The organism is Sabulicella rubraurantiaca, assembly GCF_017355885.1.
Lineage (GTDB): Bacteria > Pseudomonadota > Alphaproteobacteria > Acetobacterales > Acetobacteraceae > Roseococcus > Roseococcus rubraurantiacus.
Window position 1 is genome coordinate 466,106 of the sequence record NZ_JAFEUU010000002.1, and the last position, 24,363, is coordinate 490,468.

Here is a 24,363-nt window from a genome sequence, read left to right on the forward strand (position 1 = left end):
CAGCCCGGAAGACTATGAGCCAGACACGCCCGCCCTCCTTCCAGGAGATGATCCTGCGCCTGCACGCGTTCTGGGCCGAGCAGGGCTGCCTGATCCTCCAGCCCTACGACATGGAAATGGGCGCCGGCACCTTTCATCCGGCGACGACGCTGCGCGCCCTGGGTCCGCAACCATGGCGCGCCGCCTATGTCCAGCCGTCCCGCCGCCCCACCGACGGGCGCTATGGCGAGAACCCGAACCGGCTGCAGCATTACTACCAATACCAGGTCATCCTGAAGCCGAGCCCGCCCGACCCGCAATCGCTGCTGATCGAGAGCTACCGCGCCATCGGCATCGACCCGAAGCTGCACGACATCCGCTTCGTGGAGGATGACTGGGAAAGCCCGACCCTCGGCGCCTGGGGCCTGGGGTGGGAGGTGTGGTGCGACGGGATGGAGGTGACGCAGTTCACCTATTTCCAGCAAGTGGGCGGCATTGCCTGCGAGGTGCCAAGCTGCGAGCTGACCTACGGGCTGGAACGCTTGGCCATGTACATCCAGGGCGTCGAGAATGTTTATGACCTCGACTTCAATGGAAAGGGCGTCACCTATGGCGACGTCTTCCTGCGCGCCGAGCGCGAATACAGCGCCCACAACTTCGAGCACGCCGATATCGACCTCCTGAAGCGCCAGTTCGAGGAAGCCGAGCAGGAGTGCAAGGCGCTGGCCAAGCAGGGCCTCGCCATGCCGGCCTATGACCACTGCATCAAGGCCAGCCACCGCTTCAACCTGCTGGATGCGCGCGGCGCCATCTCCGTGACCGAGCGTGCCGCCTATATTGGGCGGGTCCGCGACCTGGCGAAGCGCTGCTGCGAAACGTGGCTCGCCAAGGACGCGGCGTGACTCCTCCCTGCTCGGGCCCTAGCATGGGCGTGACGTTGGCCTGGGGGCCGTTCGCGCCCGCCACTCCCTCTCATTGGGCGAAGCCGTCGCCCGCAGCGATGTGAAGCCCGCCACCTGATGCCCGAATTGCTGCTTGAGCTGTTCTCCGAGGAAATTCCCGCGCGCATGCAGGCCCGCGCGGCGGAAGATATCGCGCGCCTCCTCGCCGATGCTCTGAAGCCCGCCGGGTTGGCGCCCGGGGATGTCCGCACCGTCCATGGCCCGCGTCGCATCGCCCTGTCCTGCACCCTGCCCGCCGCGACCGCAGCGGTGGAGGAAGAGCGCCGCGGTCCCCGCGCCGACGCCACCGGCCCTGCCCTGGACGGGTTCCTGCGCGCCACCGGCCTGTCGCGCGAGCAGCTGGAGGAACGCGACACCGGCAAGGGCGTATATCTCTACGCCGTGATCCGCCGCCCCGGCCGCCCGACGTCCGAGGTGCTGGCGGAAGCCCTGCCCGCGTTGCTGCGCCGCTTCCCTTGGCCAAAATCCATGCGCTGGGGTGACGGCTCCGCCTTCACCTGGGTGCGGCCCTTGCAGCGCATCCTTTGCGTCTTCGACGGCGCGGTTGTGCCCTTCGCCCTCGCCACGGAAGGCGATGACGGGCACTGCCTCCGGGCGGGCGAGGAAACCGAAGGGCACCGCATCCTGTCGCCCGGCGCCTTCGCCGCGCGCGACGCCGCATCTTGGGAAGCAGGGCTGCGCGAGCGCCACGTCATCGCCGACGCGGCAGAGCGCGAGGCGTTGATCGAGCGCGGCGTCGCCGAACTGGCGAGTGCCGAGGGGCTGGAGGTCGTGCCCGATCGCGGCCTGCTGGCCGAGGTGGCAGGGCTGGTGGAATGGCCCGTGCCGCTGCTCGGCCGCATCGACGATGCCTTCATGGACCTGCCGGCCGAGGTAATGCGCACCTCCATGCGGGTGAACCAGCGCTACTTTGCGCTGCGCCACCCCGACGGCCGCGCCGCCAACCGCTTCGCCCTGGTGGCCAACATTCCGGCGACGGATGGCGGCGCGGCCATCATCGCGGGGAATGAGCGCGTCCTGCGCGCCCGCCTCTCCGATGCGCGTTTCTTCTGGGACAATGACCGCAAGGCCGGGCTGGAAAGCTTCCTGCCGAAGCTGGAAGGCGTGACCTTCCACGCCAAGCTCGGCACCCAGGCGCAGCGCGTGGCGCGGATCGAGGCGCTGGCGCGTCACCTCGCGCCGCTGGTGGGCGCCGACGCCGCGCTGGCAGCGCGCGCGGCGAGGCTGTGCAAGGCCGACCTCGCCTCCGGCATGGTGGGCGAGTTCCCGGAGCTGCAGGGCGTCATGGGCGGCTACTACGCCCGCGAGGCCGGCGAGGATGCGCGCGTGGCCGACGCCATCGCACAGCATTACCGCCCGCTCGGCCCGACGGATGCGGTTCCCTCCGAGCCCGTGGCGATCGCGGTGGCGCTGGCTGATAAGTTGGACACGCTCGCCGGCTTCTTTGCGGTGGGCGAGAAGCCGACCGGCTCGGGCGATCCCTTCGCGCTGCGCCGCGCCGCGCTGGGCGTGATCCGCATCATCCGGGAGAACGGGCTGCGGCTGCCATTGCGGCAGATCTTCGCCGCGGCGCGGTCCGACGCACCGGTCGCGGATCTGCTGGATTTCATGCTGGAGCGGCTGCGCGTCCAGTTGCGCTCCGAAGGCCAGCGCCACGACGTGGTCGCCGCCTCCATCGGCGGCGATGACGACCTCGCGCGCATCCTCGCGCGCGGGGACGCGCTGAAGGCGATGCTGGAAACCGAGGACGGCGCCAACCTCTTGGCCGCCTACAAGCGCGCCGCCAACATCCTCCGCATCGAGGAGAAGAAGGACGGGTGCGCCTATTCCGGCCCGGTCAATGCCGGGCTGCTCGAGGCGCCGGAGGAGGCCGCGCTCGATGCCGCCATCGCGGAGGTCTGGCCACTCACGCGCCAGCGCCTCGACGCCGAGGATTTCGCGGGTGCCACCAATGCGCTGGCGAGGCTGCGCGCCCCGGTGGACGCGTTCTTCGACAAGGTGGTGGTGAACGCCGACCATCCGCAGCTTCGGGTCAACCGGCTGCTCCTTCTTTCCAGCCTCCGCGCTGCCGCCGACCAGGTGGCAGAGCTTTCCAAGATCGAAGCCTGAGGAACAGCCTGATGACGCAATGGGTGTACAGCTTCGGCGCCGGCCACAACGAAGGCCGCGCGGACATGCGCAACCTCCTGGGGGGCAAGGGCGCCAACCTGGCGGAGATGGCGAGCATCGGCCTTCCCGTGCCCCCCGGCTTCACCATCACCACCGAGGTCTGCACCCATTTCTACGCCAACGGGAAGCAATACCCCGCGGCGCTGAAGGCCGACGTGAAAACCGCCCTGGCGCGGGTGGAGGAGGCAGTCGGCCTCAAGTTCGGCGATGCCACGAAGCCGCTGCTGGTCTCGGTCCGCTCGGGCGCCCGCGTCTCCATGCCCGGCATGATGGACACGGTGCTGAACCTGGGCCTCAACGACACGACGGTGGAGGGGCTGTCCGCCGCTTCCGGCGATGCGCGCTTCGCCTGGGATTCCTACCGCCGCTTCATCCAGATGTATGGCTCCGTCGTGCTCGGCGTGGACCATCACCGCTTCGAGGAGATCATCGAGGAGGTGAAGCTCTCGCGCGGCGTGGTGGAGGACACGGCCCTCACCGCCGCCGACTGGCGCGAGGTGACGCAGGGCTACCAGGAGATGGTGGCCGATGTGACGGGCGCCCCCTTCCCGCAGGAACCCGAGGCGCAGCTTTGGGGCGCGATCGGCGCGGTCTTCGAATCCTGGATGAACCAGCGCGCGATCACCTATCGCCGCCTGAACGACATCCCGGCCGAATGGGGCACGGCGGTGAACGTGCAGGCCATGGTCTTCGGCAACATGGGCGAGGATTGCGCCACCGGCGTCTGCTTCACCCGCGACCCCTCGACCGGCGAGGACATCTTCTACGGCGAGTACCTGGTGAACGCGCAGGGCGAGGACGTGGTGGCCGGCATCCGCACGCCGCAGCCCATGTCGGCGGCCCGCGCAAAGCCCGGCGAGAAGCCGATGGAAGAGGTGATGCCCGAGGCCTATGCCGAGCTCGTCCGCGTCCGCGAGGTGCTGGAGAAGCACTACAAGGATATGCAGGACATCGAGTTCACGGTGCAGCAGAACAAGCTCTACATGCTGCAGACCCGCAACGGGAAGCGCACCGCCGCCGCCTCGCTGAAGATCGCCGTGGATATGGCGCGCGAGGGGCTGATCGATGAGCGGGAGGCGGTGACCCGTGTGCATCCCGCCTCGCTCGACCAGTTGCTGCACCCGACGCTTGATCCAAAGGCGCCGCGCAAAACGCTGTCCAAGGGCCTGCCCGCCTCGCCGGGCGCGGCCTGCGGCGCGGTGGTGTTCTCGGCCGACGAGGCGGAGGCGCGCGCGCAGAAGGGCGAGAGCGTGATCCTGGTCCGCATCGAGACCTCGCCGGAGGACATCCACGGGATGCACGCGGCGCGCGGCATCCTGACGACGCGCGGCGGCATGACCAGCCACGCCGCCGTGGTGGCGCGCGGCATGGGCCGCCCCTGCGTGGCAGGCGCGGGCAGCATCACCGTGGACTACGCTGCCCAGGCGCTGATGGCCGGAGGCAACATCATCCGCGCCGGCGAGACCATCACCCTCGATGGGGCGACGGGTGAGGTATTCATCGGCGCCGTCCCGATGATCGAGCCGCAGCTTTCCGGCGACTTCGCCACGCTGATGGAATGGGCCGACGGCGTGCGCCGCATGCGCGTGCGCGCCAATGCCGAGACGCCGCTGGACGCCGAGACGGCGCGCAAGTTCGGCGCCGAGGGCATCGGGCTGTGCCGCACCGAGCACATGTTCTTCGATCCCGAGCGCATCGGCGCCGTGCGGCAGATGATCGTGAGCGAGACGGAAGGAGGCCGCCGCACCGCCCTGGCGAAGCTGCTGCCCTTCCAGCGCGACGACTTTACCGCGCTGTTCCGCATCATGGCGGGGCTGCCGGTGACGATCCGCCTGCTCGACCCGCCGCTGCACGAATTCCTGCCGCATGGCGACGAGGAGATCGCGGAACTCGCCGCCTCGCTGGGCGTGGACGCGCTCTCCATGCAGCGCCGCGCCAGCGACCTTGCGGAAGCCAACCCCATGCTCGGCCACCGCGGCTGCCGCCTGGGCATCACCTTCCCCGAGATCTACGAGATGCAGGCCCGTGCCATCTTTGAGGCAGCGGTGGCCGTGGCGAAGGAAACCGGCAAGGCCCCGGTGCCCGAGATCATGATCCCGCTGGTCATGGTGAAGAAGGAGCTGGAGATCACCCGCGCCCAGGTGGAGAAGGTGGCGCAGGAAGTGTTCAGCGAGACGGGCACGACCATCGAATACATGATCGGCACCATGATCGAGCTGCCGCGCGCCGCGCTGACTGCCGACAAGATCGCCGAGAGCGCCGACTTCTTCTCCTTCGGCACCAACGACCTGACGCAGACCACCTTCGGCCTGTCGCGCGACGACGCGGGCAAGTTCCTGCCCCACTATGTCGAGCGCAACATCCTGCCGAAGGACCCCTTCGTTTCCATCGACCCGGAAGGGGTGGGCGCGCTGGTGGAGATCGCCTCGGAGAAGGGGCGCGGCGTGAAGAATGGGCTGAAGCTCGGCATTTGCGGCGAGCATGGCGGTGACCCCGCCTCCGTCCAGTTCTGTGAGACGGTCGGGCTCGACTACGTGTCCTGCTCGCCCTACCGCGTGCCGGTGGCGCGGCTGGCGGCGGCGCAGGCGGCGCTCTCCTCCGGCACGATGGACCGCAACGCCTGATCCTGCGCCCCCTGCGCGCGGAGGAGATGGCGGCGCTGCGGGCGCTGCACGATGCCTCCTTTGCCGGCCTCGCCCGCGCCTATGATGCGCGGGCGATCGTCGCCCACGCGGCGCTGGTGGCTCAGCCGGATTATGCCGAGGACGTGCTGGGCTCCGACCTCTGGGTGGCCGAGCGGGACGGGCTTCTGCTCGGCAGCGCCGGATGGCTGGCGCAGCCGGACGGCGCGGCGCGCATCCGCAAGGTCTTCGTGCATCCCGATGCTGCACGCCAGGGCGTCGCGACCGCGCTGGTCACGGCGGCGGAGCGGCGCTCGGGCCGGAACCGCTTCGTCCTGCGCGCCTATCTCGATGCCGTGCCGCTGTATCGCCGCCTCGGCTACGTAGAGGAGGCGCCGGGCACGATGGAGCTGCCGGGCGGCGTGTCCATGCCCGTGCTGCTCATGCGGAAGGGGTGACAAACGCCGCGCCCTGCCTTCCAATGGAGGGAGGGAGAGGTGAGGCGAATGCGTCTTCAGGTCATGGCCGTCTTGCTGGTCACAGGCTGCGCGGCCGAGCCGCCCGCCGCGCCCGTCCCGCCCCCTGGCGACCCGCGCTGGAAGCCGGCCCCGGTATCCAGGCTGCCGGACTCATCGCAACGGATCGAACACGTTCGCGGCAACACCTACCGCGTCTGGGGGCCGGTGCAGACCACGCGGGGCGCTTATGGCTGGCCCAGCCGCGCCGGAAGCGTCCCCACCGGGACTTTCGGCGACCTAACGCCGGTTCGCCGCTGACCCGCCTCATCGGCGACACCGATTGCGCGCAAAGATCAAGCGGATTGGTACCGGCGCGGTGGGGCCAGTAGGGTTCCCTCATCCAGAAGCAAGAGACTTCCTCGAATGAAACTGCGTCCCTTCCTCCTCGCTGCCTTCGGGCTTGGCCTTCTTGGCGCGAACCCGGCTTTCGCGCAGGGCGAGACACTGCGGCTGTGCATCGTCAACAACACCAACGTGTCCCTCCAGGCGGATTTCCGCTTCCAGCCGCCACGCCCCGGCCAGGACGTCGCCACGGGCTGGACGCGGAACGTGGTACAGGACGCCATCGCCGCCGGGCAGCAGCGCTGCCTGAACGTGGTGCCGGGCAGCCGGGCGGCGCTCTCCGTGTCGGCCCTGCTGCCAACGGGACCGAGCCGCGTCTGCCGCCGCGAATGGACGCAGTTCTCCGGCAACCAGAGCTACACGGCGCGCGGGAATGCCGGAGGCATCACCTGCATCGAGTCCTGGTCCTGACAGGATAGACGCCTCCAAAGGGGCCGCGGAGCATGGGGGGTTTCACGAAACCCGCCGCCCCGGGCTCCGCGTTGGGGGCGCATGGCCAAAGAACTCCAACCCCCGCAGAAGCAGGACCATCAGCCCGGCAGCGAAGCGGAGATGACGCCCCAGCCGCGCTCTTTCATGGAGGGCTGGAAACCTGCCGGGAAGCTGAAGGGCAAGCGCGCCATCGTGACGGGCGGCGATTCCGGCATCGGGCGTGCGGTCGCCATCGGCTTCGCCAAGGAAGGCGCCGATGTGGTCATCCTCTACAAGGATGAGGAGGAGGACGCGCAGGAAACGGTGCGGCGCATCGAGGCGGAGGGGCGCAAGGCGCTGGCCATCGCCGGCGACGTGGGCGACCCGGAATTCTGTCAGCAGGCAGTGACGAAGGCGAAATCGCACCTGGATGGCTTGATCGACATCCTGGTGAACAACGCGGCCGAGCAGCACGAAACCAAGGACTTCACCGAGATCCCGACCGAGCAGGTGGAGCGCACCTTCCGCACCAACATCTTCGGCTACATCTGGATGATCCGCTCCGCCTTGCCGCACATACCGGCCGGGGGAAGCATCATCAACACCACCTCCATCACCGCCTATCGCGGCAGCCCGGAACTGCCGGACTACGCCGCCACCAAGGGCGCGATCGTGGCCCTGACCCGCTCCCTGTCGCAGAAGCTGTGGAAGGACCGGAAGATCCGGGTGAACGCTGTCGCCCCCGGCCCGATCTGGACGCCGCTCATCCCCGCCTCCTTCGACGAGCAGCGGACGGCGAGCCATGGCAGCAGCGCCCCCATGGAGCGCGCCGGCCAGCCGGACGAGGTGGCGCCCTCCTACATCTTCCTGGCCAGCGAGGCGGACAGCTCCTACATCAACGGCCAGGTGCTGCACCCGAACGGGGGCACGGTCATCAACGGGTGATGGCGGGTATTCCGTCCCGTCACTTCCGCTGAGGGCAGGGCTTCCGCATATCCTTGCCATGGCTGCCATCGCCCTGTCCCGGCTCTCCAAGCGTTTCGCCCCCGGCGCGCCCCCCGCGCTGGAGGAGGTTTCGCTCGACATCGCCCCTGGCGAGGTGTTCGGCATCGTCGGTCGTTCCGGCGCCGGGAAGTCCACCCTCATCCGCTGCGTGAACCTGCTGGAGCGGCCGGATTCCGGCCGGGTCGAGGTGCTGGGCCAGGATCTGATGGCCCTGGACGAGCCGGCCTTGCGCGCGGCGCGGCGCGGGATGGGCATGGTGTTCCAACACTTCAACCTCCATGCCCGCCGCACCGTGGCCGAGAACGTCGCCTTCCCGCTGGAAGTGGCGGGCATGGCGCGGGCGGAGCGGGAGCGGCGCGTGGCTGAACTCCTGCCGCTGGTGGGGCTGGAGGCCAAGCGCGACGCCTATCCGGCGCAGCTATCCGGCGGGCAGAAGCAGCGCGTGGGCATTGCCCGGGCGCTGGCCAGCGGCCCGCGCATCCTGCTTTGCGACGAGGCGACCAGCGCCCTCGACCCCGAGACGACCGCCGAGATCCTGGCGCTGATCCGCGACCTGCGGGCGCGGCTCGACCTCACCGTGCTGCTCATCACCCATGAGATGGCGGTGGTGAAGTCGGTCTGCGACCGTGTGGCGGTGATGGAGGCAGGACGCGTGATCGAGGAAGGCCCGGTCTTCGGCGTCTTCACCCGGCCGCGCCAGCCCACTACGCGCCGCTTCGTGGCCGAGGTGATCGGCCATTCCGTCCCGCCCGGCACTCTCTCCCGCCTGCCGCAGCCCAATCCCGGCGAGGCGCGGCGCCTCGTGCAGGTGCTCTTCGCCGGGCCCAACTCCACCCGCGCGGTGGTGAGCGAGGCCAGCCGTGACTTCGGCGTGGACATGAACATCGTCAGTGGCCGCGTGGACGAGATCGCGGGCGAGCCCTTCGGCGTCATGGCCCTCGCCGCCTATGGCGCGCCGGACAAGCTGGAAGGCGCGCTGGGCTGGATGCGCTCCCTCGGCCTCCACGTCACCGAGCTGGGAGAAGCGGCATGAACTGGCTGACCCCCGCCATGGTGGACCTCCTCGTCGAGGGATTCTGGGAGACGCTGGTGATGGTCGGCATCTCCGCCGCTATCGCCGTCGCGCTTGGTCTGCCGCTGGCGCTGCTGCTCCACGCCACCGGGCCGGGCGGGCTGTCGCCGCGGCCCTGGATGAACCGGCCGCTCGGCCTGCTGGTCAATGCGGTGCGCTCCACCCCCTTCATCATCCTGATGGTGGCGATCGTGCCCTTCACCCGCCTCGTCGCCGGGACCTCCATCGGCACAGGGGCGGCGGTGGTGCCGCTGGCCCTGGCCGCCACCGCCTTCCTGGCGCGGCTTTTCGAGAACGCGCTGCGCGAGGTGGACCGAGGCGTGATCGAGGCGGCGCGCGCCATGGGCGCGACCCGGATGCAGATCGTCACCAAGGTGCTGGTGCCGGAGGCCCTGCCGGGGCTGATCGCCGCCACCACCGTGGCCCTCGTCTCGCTGGTCGGCTTCTCGGCCATGGCGGGGGCGGTCGGGGGCGGCGGGCTCGGCGACCTGGGCATCCGCTTCGGCTACCAGCGCTTCATGCCCGAGGTGATGCTCACCGTCGTGCTCGTGCTGATCCTGTTCGTGCAGGGCCTGCAATCCCTGGGGGATTGGCTGGTCCGCCGGCTTTCGCGTCGCTGAACCCACAAGGAAACACCCCCATGACCGCTCGCCGTCCCCTCCTGCTCGCGGGCCTTGCCCTGCCCTTCGCAGCGGCCGCCCAGTCCCCCGCCATCGGCACACAGGGGCGCCCGCTGCGCATCGGCGTCACCGCCGGGCCACACGCGCAGATCATGGAGAAGGTGCGCGAGGTGGCGGGGCGCGACGGGCTCGTGCTGCGCATCACCGAGTTCAGTGACTACATCCAGCCCAACGCAGCGCTGGCCGCGGGCGACCTGGACGCCAATTCCTACCAGCACCAGCCCTTCCTCGATCAGCAGGTGCGCGACCGCCGCCTGCCGCTGGTTGCCGTGGCTCGCACCGTCATCTTCCCGATGGGCGTGTATTCGCGCCGCCATCGCCGCTTGGCCGACATCCCGCAGGGCGGCCGCGTCGCCATCCCCAACGATCCCACCAATGGCGGCCGGGCCCTGGTGCTGCTCGCCTCAAACGGCGCCTTCCGCCTGCGCGGCGAGGGGGATTTCCGCTCCACCGTCGCCGACATCACGGAGAACCCGAAGCGCATCCGCGTCGTGGAGCTTGAAGCGGCCCAGCTGCCCCGCGCGCTGGACGAGGTGGAGGCCGCAGCGATCAACAGCAACTTCGCCATCCAGGCGGGGCTGAACCCGGTGCGCGACGCCATCGCCATCGAGGGCGCGGACAACCCTTACAGCAACCTGATCGCCGTGCGGCAGGCGGATCGCGAGGCGGAGTGGGTGCGCCGCCTCGTCGCCGCCTATCACTCGGCGGAAGTGAAGGAGTTCGTCACCGCCACCTTCCAGGGCGCGGTGGTGCCAGCCTTCTGAGGCCGCGCGGGCGTTGCCATTCCGCATCGACCATGGCCCAATCCGGCCAAGTCGAAGGAATAGAAACGCCATGGAACGTCGCACGATGCTGGCCGCCGGGGCACTCGCCCTTGCGGCCACCCCTTCCCTCGCCCAGCAGCAGGCCGCCACGCCCAAGACCTATGTGCTGGTGCATGGCGCATGGGGCGGCGGCTGGATCTGGAAGCACACGGCCGAAGGGCTGCGCGCCAAGGGCCATCGCGTCTTCACCCCCACCCAGACCGGGCTGGGCGAGCGCAAGCACCTCATGGCGCGCTCCATCACCATCGACACCTTCGTGGAGGACATCGCCGCCGTCCTGCTTGCGGAGGACCTGCGCGACGTGATCCTGGTCGGCCATTCCTTTGGCGGCTTCGCCGTCACCGGGGTGGCGGACCGCATGCCCGACCGCATTCGGCACCTGGTCTATCTGGACGCGCTGCTGCCGGAGAATGGCGACACCGCCTTCGCCGTGCTGCCGCCCGGCATTGAGGAGGCGCGCCGCCGCACCGTGGCCGAGCAGGGTGGCGGCGTCGCCCTTCCCGTCCCTCCGCTTTCCGCCTTTCCCTTGCCCGATGACGTGCGCGCCTGGTTCGGCCGGCAGCTCGCGCCGCATCCCTTCGGCACCTACGACACGCCGCTCCGGCTGAAGGCGCCGCCGGGCGCCGGCCGGCCCGTCACCTACGTCTCCTACACCAACCCGCCCCTCGCCTCGATCGAGCCGAGCCGGGTGCGGGCACGGGCCAAGCAGGCGCAGGGCTGGCGCTTCATGGAGATGGACGTGCCGCACGACGCCCAGGCCGCGGTGCCCGAGCGGATCATCGCCCTGCTGGACGGCATCAACTAGCGACCGCTGGCCCTTCAAGGGAGAAATCGGGGATGCCCCATGCCACCTGGCGCCAGCGCCTGCTCGCGCCCGGCCTGAAGCTCGGCCTCTTTGCCATGGAGTTCGCGACGCCTGGCCTGCCACTGATCGTGCGGCAAGCCGGAGCGGATTTCATGGTGCTCGACATGGAGCATTCGGGCTTCGGCTTCGAGACGGTGAAGACGGTTTGCGTGGGCGGAAGGGCCGCCGACCTGCCCGTCATCGTCCGTGTCGCGCATCGCCATCCGAATGAGGTGTCGCGCGCCCTGGACATGGGGGCGGACGGGCTGATGGCGCCCCTCGTCTCCTCCGCTGCCGAGGCGCGGGACTTCGTCGCCTGGGCCACCTATCCGCCATCGGGCGGCACGCGCGGCGCGGCGATGGGCATCGCGCATGACGGCTACCGCCCCGGCCCCGCCGTCGTGAAGATGGCGGAGGCGGATGCGCGCAAGGCCATCATCATCCAAATCGAGACGCGCGCGGGCGCGGAGGATGCGGACGCCATCGCGGCCGTGGAGGGGGTGGATTGCCTCTGGATCGGCCACAACGACCTGTCCTGCTCGCTCGGAATTCCCGGCCAGTTCGACCACCCCGATTTCCACGCGGTCGAAGCGCGGGTGCGCGAGGCGGCGAAGCGGCACGGCAAGGCCTTTGGCCGTCTCGCCACCTCGGCCGGTGAGGCGAAGGCGCTGGCGGCGCGCGGCTACGACACGCTGGGCCTGTGTTCCGACATCATGGCGCTGCACTCGCGCATCGCGGAGGGCGTGTCGCTGGTGCGTGAGGGCGGCTAGCGCATTCCAAGCCGAGCGGGATCGCCCGGCGGCTCGGGAATGCGCTTAAGCACTGGATCTACCGCGGGCGGGTGAGTTCCGGCAGGGCGAGGCGCTTCACCGCCTCCTCCCCGGCCGCCGCCATGCGCGCGGGGCCGATCGCCGCAGTCGGGTCCTCGGCGTTGCGCCATTCCTTGTATTCGTCGCGGTAGTCCCAGCCCGCGCCCTCGGCCAGCAGGTGGACCCAGTTCACGACGCGGATGCCATGGTCGCGCTCCAGCGCCACCATCTCGCGGTGACAGGAATGGAAGATGGTCACGATGGTGTCCGCCCCCGCTTCCCGCGCCGCCGCCAGCAGCCGCGCCTTGTGGGCGGGCAGCGCACCCGGCACGTTGGCCAAGCCGAAGCACATGTAGGACGCGCCGCGATACGGGTGGTCCAGCATCTCCACCCCGGGCACGAGGCGCAGCAACTCCGGAATCAGCGTGTTCACGTCCACGCGATCGCCGAAGCCCACATGCGCATCCAGCAACACCCGCGCCGGGATGTGCTGCGTCATCAGCTTCGCCAGCGCGCCGCGGCCTTCGTGCAGCGCCTCGCAGAGATGTGCGTGGCGGAAACCCTGGCCCTTCACCGGGGCCATGAAATCCTCGAGGTTCATGTGGCAAGAGGGGCACCAGGTCATCACCCGCTCCGCCTCACGCGCCGCGAACCCATCCATGGTGCGCGCGGCCATCGCCTCGTTGATGCGGGGCTCGCTCTCCTTGGGGCTGCCGCAGCAGGCGCCCGGCCCGCCGACGGGTTGCGCCGGCGTGCCGACGCATTCCAGCAGCCGTTCCGACAGGCGGATGATCTCCGCATGGCGGGTCATGTTGCAGCCGTACCAGAACAGGTTCACAGCCATCGCGCCTGCTCCTCCTCCGTCATGGTCAGCCGCGCGAAGGCCTTGACCCGGGCCATCGCGTCGCGCGCGTCGCGCTTGGGCAGGGCGCCCGTCTCGTTGGCCCGCCACTTGGCGAGGCGCAGCATCAGCATCGGGTTCACCGCCTCCGGGCAGGCGGCGTTGCAGGAGCCGGAGCGGGTGCAGGCGGCGACCCAGGCGCGCGAGGCCTCGTCGCCCGGCCCGCCATTGAGCAGGTCCAGCACGCCCTCCACCACGGCGCCGCCCTGGGCGCCCTCGGCGCCCGGCGCGAATGGCACCATGGGGCAGGCGGCGAAGCAGGCGCCGCAACGCAGGCAGGCGGCGGTGATGCGCGCCGTCTCCGCCTCGCGCAGCGCCGAGAGGCTCACCAGTGGTTCACCCGGTCCCATGTGGCGATCACCTCGCGCGATCCGTCCACCACATGATAGCGGTCAAAGGCCGCCGCTGTCAGGCATGTGTGGTTGGGGGCGACGCGCAGCTTGGTGCCCACCGGCATGTCGGGCATGGGATGCGCCTCGCCGTGCTCCTGGTGGACACGGGTCAGAACCGCGTGGCCGAAGGCGCGCTTCCCATCCAGATCCAGCACGAGGCCGAACCCGTCGTCGCGCGGCGCCTTCTCGGTGGATCGGTCCTTGCTCATCGCCAGGGCGCCGCTGTCCAGCAGCAGCGCGTCCCGTGCCGGCTTGCGGCCGATGACGCTGGCCAGCACCGTCACGGCGATCTCGCCCTCCGGATGCGTGCCGAGCTGCTCCTGGAACAGGTCGCCGAACATGTAGACGCCGGCGCGCACCTCGGTGATGCCCTCCAGGCTCTTCGCATGCAGCGCGGTCGGGGAGGAGCCGAGCGAGACGATGCGCAGCTGGTGCCCGGCCTCGCGCAGCGCGGCGGCGGCGCGGGTGACGCCCAGCCGTTCCTCCTCCGCGATGCGGGCCATCTCCTCCAGGGAGCGGCCGCCATAGGAATGACCGGCATGGGTGAAGACGCCGGCCAGGCGCGAACCGAGCGCTGCCGCGACCGCCTTGGCCTCCTCGGGCGGGACGCCGCCGCGCCCCTCGCCCACATCCACCTCCACCAGCGCCTCGACCGCGCCGGGATGGGCGGCGACCGCGCGCGCCGCCTCGGCATCGTCGGTGATGACCTTCACCTGCGCGCCTTCCGCGTTCAGCGCCGCGACCGCATCCAGCTTCCCCGGCGTGATGCCCACGGCATAGATCTGGTCACGCCAGCCCGCCTTCGCGAAGTACCGCGCCTCGGCCAGGGTGGAGACGGTGATGGGGCCGCCATCCGGCGCGGCCAGCTTTGCCACCTCGATGCTCTTGGCGGTCTTGAGGTGAGGGCGCAGCACCACGCCCGGATGGCGCTCAAGCGCGCGGCGCATCATGGCAAGGTTGCGCCGGAGCACACCGAGGTCCAGCACGAGGGCGGGGGTGAGCAGGTCGTCGAGGGTCATCGCGTGGTCTCGGAATCCAGGGGCAGCACGGGGCGCGGCAGCTTCTGCCAGTCGAAGCGGGACAGGATGGGCGAAGTGAGGCCCGGCGCGTCCACCTCCACGATGCGCTCGTGGTCAAAGAACTCGTCGAAGCCGCCGCGGAAATGCCCGCGCGACTTCACCACCACGCAGCGCGCCTGGGCGATGTCGATGCCCAGATGCTCCAGGAAGGCAGGGTCGGCGCATTGGGTGCGGCCCTCGATCACCACCACCTCGATCCCGCCCAAGCGCAGCCGTGCCGTACGGCCCATCTGCATGGCCGTGCCCTTGAAGATGCCGCGCCGCCCGGTGACGCGTCCGTCGGAAAGCGCCACCACCTCCGCTTGCGCCGCGAAGGGGCGGGCAAAGGGGTCCTGGCCGGAATCACGGTTGAACCGCGCCTCGAACCGCGCACCGATCCCGAGGCGATGCGCCTCGACCGCCAGTTCGGGATCGTGGATCACGCCGAACACCGCGCCCTTCACGCCGGCGCGATGGAAGGATTCCAGTATCCACATGGTGTTGCCGCGGCCGCCGCCGCCGGGGTTGTCGGCGACATCGGCGAAGGCGAGTGGCACGTCGCTGGTCAGGGCGCGCTGCGTCGCTTCCTCCAGCTCCGTCAGCGCGGCGACGAAGCGGTGGCGCCGCTCCCATGCCGCCTCGGCCAGCTCATCGGCCAGCGCATCCGCCGCGCCCTGGTGCGTCGCCGTCACCACGGCGCACATGCCGTTGAAGGGCGTGTCGCCATAGGCGAAGCCCGCCATCACCGAGACATTGACGATGCGCGGATCGGTGGCGGCGCGCTCCTGGCCCAAATTGATGACCTCGGCATAGGGGCCCTGCGCCGTCAGCAGAGACACGGTGGGCGCCACGATGGGCAGGCGGCGATGCGCGCGCACGAAGCGCTCGCCGGCCAGCAATCGGCGCATCAGGTCAGCGGATTCCGCGCCACGCTCGCGCATGTCGAGATGCGGATTGGTCCGGTAGCCCACGAAGGCATCGTTCAGCGCCACGTTGGCGTCGGACACATTGGCATGCAGGTCGTAGGAGCAAATGAAGGGCACCTCGCCCAGCTCGCTCCGCACCAGCGCCTGCAAGGCACCTTCCGGGTCGTCCAGAACGGTCGTCAGTCCTGCGCCGTGCAGCACCGCATAGGCGCCTTCCACCTCGCCGCGCAGGACGCGCAGCCCCTCGCGCCATTCCTCCATCATCGAGAGGAACAGCGCGTGGTCCACCGGGCCGTTCGGCTCGGCCATGGCGAGCATGATCGGGCGCGGCTGCCAGGGGCCGGTCTCGTCCATGCGGGTGACGAAGCCCGGCATCTCGCCCAGGGCCTGCGGCGCGGCGGAGCGCGCGTCGGAAACGATGGCATCGCCGCGCAGCCAGCAGCGCGTGCTGAAATCCTCCAGCCCGGCGGGAGGCGCGAAACGGTTGCACTCGATGGAGAAGCCCAGCAGGGCGATGCGCGGGCCGCTCATATCTCCACCCCCAGCATCTCGGCGAAGCGGGGCGTCGCCTTCAGCCCGGTCCCGGTCAGCAGCACCACCGTGGTCTCGCGCGCGGCGATGCGCCCCTGGTCCAGCAGCTTGGTGAAGGCGGCGGCGGCCTGAGCACAGGTGGGTTCCACATAGACGCCACGCCGGGCCAGGGCCAAAGCGGCCTCGGCGATCTCGCTCTCCTCGGTGAGCACGGCACCGCCTTCCGACTCGCGCAGGGCGCGCAGGCATTCAGGCAGGCGCAGCGGCTTGGCGATGGCCGTGCCCTCGGCGATGGTGGGCCGCGCCTCCTGCTCCGGCAGGCCGAGCGCGGCGCGGGCGATGGGCCCGCAATTCGCCGGCTGCGACGCCCAGATGCGCGGCAGCTTCGCCACCTGTCCGGCGCGCAGCAATTCGGTGAAGCCGAGCCACAGGCCGAGCACATTGGAGCCGGCGCCGCAGGGCACGATGACGTTGTCCGGCGCGCGGAAGCCCAGATCCTCCCAGAGCTCATAGGCCAGGGTCTTGGTACCTTCCAGGAAGAAGGGGTGCCAGTTGTGGCTGGCGTAGAAGATGCGCTCCGCCGCCGCCTCGGCCGCTTCGGCGCAATCCTGCCGGCTGCCCGGCACCAGGGTGATGGATGCCCCTGCCGCGCGGCTCTGCACCGTCTTGGCCGGGGAGGTTGAGGCAGGCACGTAGATCTCCGCCTGCATGCCGCCTGCTGCCGCATAGGCGCTGACCGCCGCGCCGCCATTGCCGGAGGAATCCTCCAGCACCGCCCGCACCCCCTGCTCGCGCAGGAGGGAGAGCATCACGGAGGCGCCGCGATCCTTGAAGGAGCCGGTGGGCATGAACCACTCGCACTTGGCGAGGGCCGTCCCCTCGCCCAGCCGCATCTCCACCAGCGGCGTGCAGCCCTCACCCATGGTGATGGGCGCAGCGGGCAGGAAGGGCAGCGCGGCGGCGTAGCGCCAGATGGAGCGGACGGGCGCGATGTCGTCGCGGGAGATGCCGGGAAGCGGGGTCAGCAGCAGCGGTTCGCGCGCATCGCCGCACCAGCGGGGCGTGTCCAGCGGCCAGGTGCGGCCGCTGCGTGGGTCGAGATAGGAAGCCATGCGTCCGGCAGGGTTGCCCTTCCGACCGCTTCGGGCAAGCCTCCGACCCCATGGAAACCAGCCTCGCCGGCCTCGCCGCGGAACTTGTGCGGCTCGACAGCCGATCCTCCGTCTCCAACCTGTCCGTCGCCGAGCGCATCGAGGCCGAGTTGCATGGTTTCGAGGTGGAGCGCCTCGACTACACCGACGCGCAGGGCGTCCCGAAGCGTGCCCTGGTGGCGCATCGCGGCGGGCCGGGCGGCATCGCCCTGTCGGGCCACATGGACACGGTGCCCGAGACAGGCTGGACCGACGACCCATGGTCGGGCGCGGTGCGGGATGGCGTGCTGCACGGGCTCGGCTCCTGCGACATGAAGGGGCCGGTCGCCGCCTGCATCCTGGCCGCCCAGGCCGCGCCCCGCGCCACGCTGCTGATCACCGCGGATGAGGAGACGACCAAGGGCGGCGCACGCGTCATCGCCGAGCGCTCCGAACTGGCCCGCGCCGCGAAGCTGCGCGGCATCGTGGTGGCGGAGCCGACGGAGCTGGTGCCGGTGCGCGGCCATCGCTCGCACATCGCCTTCACCGCCACCGCGCGCGGGGTGCAGGCGCATTCCTCGACCGGGCGCGGGGTGAACGCCAACTGGGCGCTGATCCCCTTCCTGGCGGAGCTGCGCGAGATCCACGCGATGCTGCGCGAGGATCCGGCGTGGCACGACGAGGCCTACGACCCGCCCTTCTCGGATTTCAACCTTGTCGTCGACAACCATGGCACGGCGGTGAACGTCTCCGTGCCCCTGGCCACGGCGCGGGTGAAGTTCCGCTACTCCCACCGGCTGGACCCGAGCCCGCTCCTGTCACGCATGGAGGCGGCGGCGCGGAGCGCCGGGGTGGAGCTGGAAATAGCGCGCGAAGGCCTGCCGCCGGAGCTTCCGGTCGAGCACCCGCTGGTGCGCCAAGCCGTCCGCCTCACCGGCCGTGCCCCGTCCACCGTGCCCTTTGGCACCGATGCCTCCATCCTGCAGGATGTCGCGCCCTGCGTGATCCTGGGGCCGGGCTCCATCGCCCTGGCGCACACGCCGCGCGAGCACGTGCCCCTTGCGGCGCTGGAAGCGGCGCGGGAGCTGTATCTGCGCCTTCTCAACGACAACGATACGGAAACGGCCTGAACCATGGATTTCTCCACGCTCGACCCGATGATCCGCCCCCGCTCCCTCGCCGTGATCGGCGCGAGCGACGATGCGACGCGCATCGGCGGCCGTCCCATCGCCTACATGAAGACGCGCGGCTTCCGGGGCGAGCTGTGGCCGGTGAACCCGAAGCGCGACACCGTGCAGGGCATCAAGTGCTTCAGCGGCGTAGAATCTCTGCCGGGCGTACCGGATGTCGGCCTCATCGCGGTGCCGGGCAGCGCCGCGCTCGATGCCGTGGAGGCGCTGGGCGAGAAGGGCTGCAAGGCCGCCATCATGTTCACCGCCGGCTTCGCCGAGACGGGCGACGAGGGCGCGCTGATGCAGGACAAGCTGGTGGCGGCGGCGCGGCGCAACGGCATGCGGCTGCTCGGCCCCAACTGCCTCGGCCTGTTCAACGACGCGATCGGCTTCTACCCGATCTTCTCCTCCTCCTTCGAGCAGGGCTGGCCGGTGCCGGGGCGCATCGGCATCGCCTCGCAATCCGGCGCCTATGGCACGCACCTGTTCTCGCTGGCACGCATCCGCAACATCGGCACGCCGATCTGCGTCACCACGGGCAACGAGGCCGAGGTGGCGCTGGGCGACGTGCTCGGCTGGATGGCCGAGGCGCCGGAGGTGGACGTGATCTGCGCCTATGCGGAAGGCATCCGCGAGAGCGAGAAGTTCCTCGCCGCGCTGGACCTCGCGCGGCGCAACCGCAAGCCCATCGTCATGATGAAGGTCGGCCGCTCGGCGCTGGGTGGCCTCGCCGCGCAATCACACACTGCCTCCATCGCCGGCGACGACGCGGTGACGGATGCGGTGCTGGCGGAATACGGCGTGGTCCGCGCCCGCAACACGGAGGAGCTGCTGGACATCGCCTATGCCGCAACGCGCCGCGTGTACCCGGCGCGCAACTCGCTGGGCGTCATCACCGTCTCCGGCGGCGCCGGCGTGCTGATCTCCGACGTCGCGGAATCGCTCGACTTCCCGATGCCGCCCATGCCGGAGGAGGCGCAGAAGAAGCTGCTCGGCTTCGTGCCCTTCTGCGCACCGCGCAACCCGGTAGACTGCACCGCCCAGGCCTTCAACCAGATCGAGCTGGTGGGCGAGTTCGCGCGCGCCACGGCGGCGGAGGGCGGGTATTCGTCGCTGCTCGGCTTCTTCACCCAGGTCGGCGGCTCGCCCACCGTGGGGCCGAAGGTGCGGGCCCAGATGAAGGCGGTGGCGGAGGAGCATCCGGACCGGCTCTGGGCCGTCTCCATCATCGCCCCGCCCGAGACGGCGCAGGAATGGGAGAAGGACGGGTTCCTGGTCTTCGAGGACCCGACCCGCGCCGTCGTCGCGCTCCACGCCATGGGCCGCTTCGGGGAGGCCTTCGCGCGCGGCGGCGAGGCCGCGCCCCAGCCCGCCCCGGTCGCCTTGCCCGCCACGGCGCCCAGCGAAGCGAAGGCGAAGCAGATCCTCGACGCGGCGGGCGTGCCCGCCGTGCCGGAGGAAGCCTGCGCGGATGCGGAGGCCGCGGTCGCGGCGGCGCGGCGCTTCGGCTTCCCCGTGGTGATGAAGATCCTCTCGCCCGACATCCTGCACAAATCCGAGATCGGCGGCGTGCTGCTGGACGTCGGGGACGAGGAGGCCGTGCGGGCCGGCTTCGCCACGCTGATGCAGCGCGCGAAGCAGCACGCGCCCGGGGCGCGCATCGAGGGCGCGCTGGTGGCGAAGCAGATCAAGGGCGCGGTGGAGATGGCCATGGGGATCCTGCGCGACCCCGTCTTCGGGCCGGTCGCCATGGTCGGGCTTGGCGGCGTGTTCATCGAGGTGCTGAAGGATGTCGCCTTCCGCCGCTGCCCCTTCGACGCGGCCGAGGCGGAGCGGCTGATCCGCTCGCTCAAGGGCTTCCCCCTGCTCGACGGCGCGCGCGGCCGGCCCAAGGCTGACGTGCCGGCCCTGGCGCAGGCGCTCTCCGCCCTGTCGCTCTTCGCTGCGGGCGCGGGGCCACGCCTGCTGTCGGTGGACGTGAACCCGGTGCTTGTCCTGCCCGAGGGCGCCTATGCCGCCGATGCGGTGATCGAGCTGGACGCGGCCGAAAGCTGAGCCTCTACGGCTCGTGGGTCCTGCCGGGGCGCGGCTTGTAGCCCGGCAGGGACCAGCCGCGCAGCAGCGAAGCCGCGCGGAGGAGGAAGCAGGCCAGCGCGCCCGCCAGGAAGGCGGGCTCCCGCCACACGCCTTCCAGCCGCAGCGCGACAAAGGTGGCGGCGCCCAGCGCCGCCGCGGTCAGGTAGATCTCCCGCCGCAGCAGCAGCGGAACCTCGTTGCAGATCACGTCGCGCAGGATGCCGCCGAAGCTGGCCGTCATCACGCCGAGCAGCACGGCGGCCCAGGGGTCGGCGCCCGCCATCAGTGCGATCTCGGCGCCCAGCACGGCATAGAGCGAAAGCCCCACCGCATCGGCCCAGAGCAGCGCGCGGTAGCGATTCTCCACACGGTGCGCCGCGACGAAGACGAGCACCGCCACGGCGGCCGCGACGCCGAGGAGTTCCGGCGCCCGCAGCCAGAAGACCGGCGTGCGGCCAAGCAGCAGGTCTCGCAAAGTTCCGCCGCCGATGCCGGTGATGCAGGCGATCACCACGAACCCCACCACGTCCATCTGCTTGCGCGAGGCGACCAGGGCGCCGGAGGCCGCGAAGACTGCGATGCCCGCGAGGTCCAGCCAGCGCAGCGTGGCGTCGAACAGCATGAAGAGGCTACTCGGCGGGCTGCATCCGCATCCGCGCCGGGAGGGAGAGCGCCCGTGCCCCGCTGGCGCAAAGCAGCGACAGGCCGAGCAGCAGCGCCACCACCGGCAGCACCAGCGCCTCGTGCCCCATGTCCAGCAGGAAGCCCAGCGGAACGGGGGTGATGGCGGAGCCGAGCGGCAGTCCGGAGGAAACGAAGCCGAAGATCTTGCCCACCTCGCCGGGGGGGCAGGCATCCTTCAGCATCACGTCCCGCGGCGTGCGCGAGGCGCCGAGGCAGCCGCCGGCCACCAGCGCCACGGCGGGCAGGAGGTACTCCGGCCAGGGCACGAAGCCGAGCGAGAGCAGCAGCCCCATGGAGACCAGCGTCAGCGCAATCACGAAGCCCAGCAGGTTGCCGCCGCGCTTGTCGGCCACCCAGCCGCCCACCAGCGTTCCCGCCGTCGCGCCTGCCATGTAGCCGGTGAGCGCCAGCGAGGCGACGGCGACCGGGGTGGACCACAGCTTGCCCAGCACGGTGATGAGGAAGGCCGAGACGCCGGACCCCGCCATGGCGGAAAGCAGGAAGAAGGCGAAGAAGGCCAGGATGGGCTTGGAGGTGAGGAGCCGCGCCCCGCCCTTCGCTGCCTCGCCGCGCTTCTTCGGCTGTTCCTTCAGGATGCGGCTCTGCCACAGGATCGCGCCCACCACCGGCACGCCGAGCAGGCCGACCAGCAGCAGCGCGTCGCGCCACCCCATCATCAGCAGCAGCGCCGCGATCACCGGCGGGCCGAGCGCGAAGCCGAGATTGCCGGTGAAGGTGTGCAAGGCAAAGGCGCGGCCCATGAACTCCTTGCGGATGGAGCCGGCGAGAATGGCGTAGTCCGCCGGGTGGATGACGCTGTTGCCCACGCCCGACAGCACGGCCAGCACGAGGATCAGCCGGAAGTCGTGCACGAAGGCCATGGCGGAGATGGACAGCGCCATCAGCAACGTCCCGCCGACCAGGAAGGGCCGCGCCCCGTGCCGGTCCACCAGGAACCCCACCGGCGTCTGCAGCAGCGCCGTCGTCCCGCTCATCAGCGCGACGGCGAGGCCCAGCATGGCGAAGGACACCCCGAACTCGTCCCGCCACACCAGAAAGAGCGGCGGCAGGCAGAGCACGTAGAAATGCGACAGGAAGTGTCCCGTGCCGATCAGGGCGCAGGTCTGGTAGTCGCGCTTGGGAGAAGGCATGGCGGCGTCTGGCATGGCGGCGCATGGTGGTGCCGCCCCGCCGCCCGATCAACCGGCGGGAGGTTGCAATTCCGCCATGGGCCAGCGCGGGCGCGGCGCCAGCGCCATGGCGTCGCGCTGCCCGGCGCGCCAGCGCTCCAGCCCCGCCCAGGCCACCATCACCGCATTATCCGTGCAGAGCCGTATGGGCGGTGCCAGCAGCGGCAGGGGTGTCGCCGCCTCCAGCGCCGCGCGCACCGCCTTGTTGGCGGCGACGCCCCCCGCCACCACCAGCGCCGTCGCGCCGGGCAGCATGGCATGGGCGCGGCGCGCGCGGTCGGCCAGCACCGAAGCCACGCTGGCCTGGAAGGCGGCGGCGATGTCGGCATGGCGGTGCCCCCGCCCGACTGCCTGCGCCACCGCCGTCTTGAGGCCGGAAAAGGAGAAGTCGCACCCTTCCCGCCCCAGCATGGGGCGCGGCAGGGAAACGGCGTGCGGGTCGCCCTCGGCGGCAAGGCGTTCGAGGTGGGGGCCGCCGGGCCAGGGCAGGCCCATCAGCTTGGCCGACTTGTCGAAAGCTTCGCCCACCGCGTCGTCCAGCGTCGTGCCCAGGCGCTCGTAGCGGCCCAGCCCATGCACCGCGACGCATTGGCAATGCCCGCCGGAAAGCAGCAGCAGCAGATAGGGAAATTCGGGCGGCTCGGGGAAGAGCCCTGGCAGGCGCGCGGTCAGCGCATGCGCCTCCAGGTGATTGATGCCAAGAAAAGGAATCCCTGCCCCCAGCGCCAACCCCTTGGCGAAGGTGGCGCCGACCACCAGCCCGCCGATCAGCCCCGGCCCCGAGGTGGCCGCGACTCCCACGAGGTCGCGCGGCTCCACCCCCGCCTCCCGCAGCACGCCACGCACCAGATGGGGCAGGCGGCCCAGATGGGCGCGGGCCGCGATCTCGGGCACAACGCCGCCGAAGCGGGCATGGCTCTCAGTCTGGCTGAACACCGCCTCGGCCAGGATGCGGCCCTCGCCGTCCAGCAGGGCCGCCGCCGTCTCGTCGCAGCTTGATTCGACGCCCAGGAAGGGCTGCGTTGCGAGGCCTCGGCTTTCGTTCGTCACGCGCTTGCCTATAAGACGCGCTCATGTCCTCCGCCACCGCCAAGCCGCACAAGGGGGTGCGTCCCCTGCCCCTGCGCGTGGGCACGCGCCAGTCCCCGCTCGCCCTTTGGCAGACGCGGCACTTCCTCGACATCGTGTCCCGCTTCTGCCCGGTGCTGCGCGGCGCCAAGGCCTTCGAGGAACACGCCATCGCCACCACGGGCGACCGGGTGCAGGACCGCCGCTTGGCCGATATCGGCGGCAAGGGCCTCTTCGCGAAGGAGATCCACGAGGCGCTGCTGGACCGGCGGGTGGATTTCGCCGTCCATTCGCTGAAGGACCTGGAAACGGAGCTTCCGCCCGGCATCGTCCTGGCCTGCACGCTGAAGCGCGAGGATGCGCGCGACGTGCTGGTGGTGCCCGAAGGCTCTGAGACCGGCGACGCCGCCGACCCCTTTGGCTGCTTCCCGGCCGGGGCGGTGATCGGCACCGCCTCCCTGCGCCGCCAGGCCCAGCTGCTTGCCGCGCGGCCCGACCTCCATTGCGTCACCATCCGGGGCAACGTGCAGACGCGCCTCGCCAAGATCGCGGCGGGCGAGGTGGCCGGATCGCTCCTGGCCCTCGCCGGGCTGCGGCGCCTGGGGCTGGAGGACAAGGCGGCGGTGGTGCTGGACCCGGAGGCGATGGTCCCGGCCGCCGGCCAGGGCATCGTCGGCGTCACGGTGCGGGAAGAGGACACGGAGCTCCACGAACTCCTTGCCGGGATCGAGGATCGCGAGGCGGCGGCGGTGAGCAAGGCGGAGCGCGGTCTGCTCGCCGCGCTGGACGGGTCGTGCCGCACGCCGATCGGCGGCCATGCGCGCCTCCTGCCCGACGGGACGCTGCACCTCACCGGCCTCGTGGCGCGTGCCGACGGCTCCTTCCTGCTCAAGCGCTCGGTGCGCGGCGCGGCGGCCGACGCCGCGCTCATCGGCCGCGAGCTGGGCGAGGAACTCCGCGCCGACAGCCCCGCCGACATCTTTGGCTAGCTCTGCCGGT

At 70.7% G+C, this 24,363-nt stretch carries 23 protein-coding genes; 15 read left to right on the plus strand and 8 right to left on the minus strand.

The features are described 5' to 3' along the window. Positions 1 to 14: 14 nt before the first annotated feature. The 12 genes from JTJ31_RS06215 (at position 15) to JTJ31_RS06270 (ending at position 12,197) form a co-directional block, all read left to right on the plus strand. Positions 15 to 881, plus strand: coding sequence for a glycine--tRNA ligase subunit alpha (locus tag JTJ31_RS06215; protein ID WP_207537734.1), 867 nt, complete (start codon positions 15 to 17; stop codon positions 879 to 881). Between the two features lie 117 nt (positions 882 to 998). Continuing rightward, entirely contained in the window at positions 999 to 3,050 is a 2,052-nt protein-coding gene (gene glyS, locus JTJ31_RS06220; RefSeq protein ID WP_207537735.1) for a glycine--tRNA ligase subunit beta, read from the plus strand. Positions 3,051 to 3,061: 11 nt separating this feature from the next. Further along, positions 3,062 to 5,734, plus strand: coding sequence for a pyruvate, phosphate dikinase (gene ppdK / locus JTJ31_RS06225; protein ID WP_207537736.1), 2,673 nt, complete (start codon positions 3,062 to 3,064; stop codon positions 5,732 to 5,734). Between the two features lie 26 nt (positions 5,735 to 5,760). Continuing rightward, entirely contained in the window at positions 5,761 to 6,189 is a 429-nt protein-coding gene (locus JTJ31_RS06230; RefSeq protein ID WP_207537737.1) for a GNAT family N-acetyltransferase, read from the plus strand. Between the two features lie 48 nt (positions 6,190 to 6,237). Next, the gene (locus JTJ31_RS06235; protein WP_207537738.1) at positions 6,238 to 6,507 is read left to right on the plus strand and encodes a hypothetical protein; all 270 of its coding nucleotides are present in this window, start codon (positions 6,238 to 6,240) and stop codon (positions 6,505 to 6,507) included. A 105-nt stretch (positions 6,508 to 6,612) separates the two neighbouring features. After that, complete coding sequence (locus tag JTJ31_RS06240) at positions 6,613 to 7,002, plus strand: hypothetical protein (RefSeq protein WP_207537739.1); 390 nt, start codon at positions 6,613 to 6,615, stop codon at positions 7,000 to 7,002. 81 nt (positions 7,003 to 7,083) lie between these two features. Beyond that, positions 7,084 to 7,947, plus strand: a complete 864-nt coding sequence (locus JTJ31_RS06245; protein WP_207537740.1) for an SDR family oxidoreductase — start codon at positions 7,084 to 7,086, stop codon at positions 7,945 to 7,947. A 58-nt stretch (positions 7,948 to 8,005) separates the two neighbouring features. Then, positions 8,006 to 9,040, plus strand: a complete 1,035-nt coding sequence (locus JTJ31_RS06250) for a methionine ABC transporter ATP-binding protein (protein WP_207537741.1) — start codon at positions 8,006 to 8,008, stop codon at positions 9,038 to 9,040. Positions 9,041 to 9,045: 5 nt separating this feature from the next. Continuing rightward, complete coding sequence (locus JTJ31_RS06255) at positions 9,046 to 9,699, plus strand: methionine ABC transporter permease (RefSeq protein WP_457852401.1); 654 nt, start codon at positions 9,046 to 9,048, stop codon at positions 9,697 to 9,699. 20 nt (positions 9,700 to 9,719) lie between these two features. Then, a complete protein-coding gene (locus JTJ31_RS06260; RefSeq protein WP_207537743.1) occupies positions 9,720 to 10,523 on the plus strand; it encodes a MetQ/NlpA family ABC transporter substrate-binding protein in 804 nt (267 codons plus the stop codon). Positions 10,524 to 10,593: 70 nt separating this feature from the next. After that, on the plus strand, positions 10,594 to 11,388 hold the full coding sequence (locus tag JTJ31_RS06265) for an alpha/beta hydrolase (protein WP_207537744.1): 795 nt from the start codon (positions 10,594 to 10,596) through the stop codon (positions 11,386 to 11,388). A 32-nt stretch (positions 11,389 to 11,420) separates the two neighbouring features. Further along, complete coding sequence (locus tag JTJ31_RS06270; RefSeq protein WP_207537745.1) at positions 11,421 to 12,197, plus strand: HpcH/HpaI aldolase family protein; 777 nt, start codon at positions 11,421 to 11,423, stop codon at positions 12,195 to 12,197. Positions 12,198 to 12,255: 58 nt separating this feature from the next. Here the strand turns inward: JTJ31_RS06270 and JTJ31_RS06275 are convergent, their stop codons facing one another. From JTJ31_RS06275 to JTJ31_RS06295, 5 genes are read right to left on the minus strand one after another with little or no spacing between them, the layout of a single operon-like run. Continuing rightward, complete coding sequence (locus JTJ31_RS06275; RefSeq protein ID WP_207537746.1) at positions 12,256 to 13,080, minus strand: heterodisulfide reductase-related iron-sulfur binding cluster; 825 nt, start codon at positions 13,078 to 13,080, stop codon at positions 12,256 to 12,258. Next, positions 13,071 to 13,487, minus strand: coding sequence for a (Fe-S)-binding protein (locus tag JTJ31_RS06280; RefSeq protein ID WP_207537747.1), 417 nt, complete (start codon positions 13,485 to 13,487; stop codon positions 13,071 to 13,073). The genes JTJ31_RS06275 and JTJ31_RS06280 overlap by 10 nt, the downstream gene beginning before the upstream one ends. Beyond that, positions 13,463 to 14,548, minus strand: coding sequence for an alanine racemase (locus JTJ31_RS06285; protein ID WP_207537748.1), 1,086 nt, complete (start codon positions 14,546 to 14,548; stop codon positions 13,463 to 13,465). Before JTJ31_RS06285 ends, JTJ31_RS06280 begins: the two co-directional genes overlap by 25 nt. Continuing rightward, a complete protein-coding gene (locus JTJ31_RS06290) occupies positions 14,545 to 16,044 on the minus strand; it encodes a M81 family metallopeptidase (RefSeq protein WP_207537749.1) in 1,500 nt (499 codons plus the stop codon). The genes JTJ31_RS06285 and JTJ31_RS06290 overlap by 4 nt, the downstream gene beginning before the upstream one ends. Then, on the minus strand, positions 16,041 to 17,156 hold the full coding sequence (locus tag JTJ31_RS06295; RefSeq protein WP_207537750.1) for a threonine synthase: 1,116 nt from the start codon (positions 17,154 to 17,156) through the stop codon (positions 16,041 to 16,043). The genes JTJ31_RS06290 and JTJ31_RS06295 overlap by 4 nt, the downstream gene beginning before the upstream one ends. Positions 17,157 to 17,206: 50 nt before the next feature. Between JTJ31_RS06295 and JTJ31_RS06300 the strand changes: the two genes are divergently transcribed. After that, the gene (locus tag JTJ31_RS06300; RefSeq protein ID WP_207537751.1) at positions 17,207 to 18,304 is read left to right on the plus strand and encodes a M20/M25/M40 family metallo-hydrolase; all 1,098 of its coding nucleotides are present in this window, start codon (positions 17,207 to 17,209) and stop codon (positions 18,302 to 18,304) included. Positions 18,305 to 18,307: 3 nt separating this feature from the next. Further along, the gene (locus JTJ31_RS06305) at positions 18,308 to 20,401 is read left to right on the plus strand and encodes an acetate--CoA ligase family protein (protein ID WP_207537752.1); all 2,094 of its coding nucleotides are present in this window, start codon (positions 18,308 to 18,310) and stop codon (positions 20,399 to 20,401) included. 4 nt (positions 20,402 to 20,405) lie between these two features. On the opposite strand, the gene JTJ31_RS06310 is transcribed toward JTJ31_RS06305, so the two are convergent. The 3 genes from JTJ31_RS06310 to tsaD are packed head-to-tail and all read right to left on the minus strand — an operon-like array spanning position 20,406 to position 23,346. Continuing rightward, positions 20,406 to 21,044, minus strand: a complete 639-nt coding sequence (locus tag JTJ31_RS06310) for a trimeric intracellular cation channel family protein (RefSeq protein ID WP_207537753.1) — start codon at positions 21,042 to 21,044, stop codon at positions 20,406 to 20,408. Positions 21,045 to 21,051: 7 nt separating this feature from the next. Continuing rightward, positions 21,052 to 22,272 (minus strand): MFS transporter, encoded by a 1,221-nt coding sequence (locus JTJ31_RS06315; RefSeq protein ID WP_207537754.1) that lies wholly within the window; start codon positions 22,270 to 22,272, stop codon positions 21,052 to 21,054. Between the two features lie 33 nt (positions 22,273 to 22,305). Continuing rightward, complete coding sequence (gene tsaD, locus JTJ31_RS06320) at positions 22,306 to 23,346, minus strand: tRNA (adenosine(37)-N6)-threonylcarbamoyltransferase complex transferase subunit TsaD (RefSeq protein ID WP_207537755.1); 1,041 nt, start codon at positions 23,344 to 23,346, stop codon at positions 22,306 to 22,308. 23 nt (positions 23,347 to 23,369) lie between these two features. Between tsaD and hemC the strand changes: the two genes are divergently transcribed. Continuing rightward, complete coding sequence (gene hemC, locus JTJ31_RS06325; RefSeq protein ID WP_207537756.1) at positions 23,370 to 24,353, plus strand: hydroxymethylbilane synthase; 984 nt, start codon at positions 23,370 to 23,372, stop codon at positions 24,351 to 24,353. Positions 24,354 to 24,363: the final 10 nt, after the last annotated feature.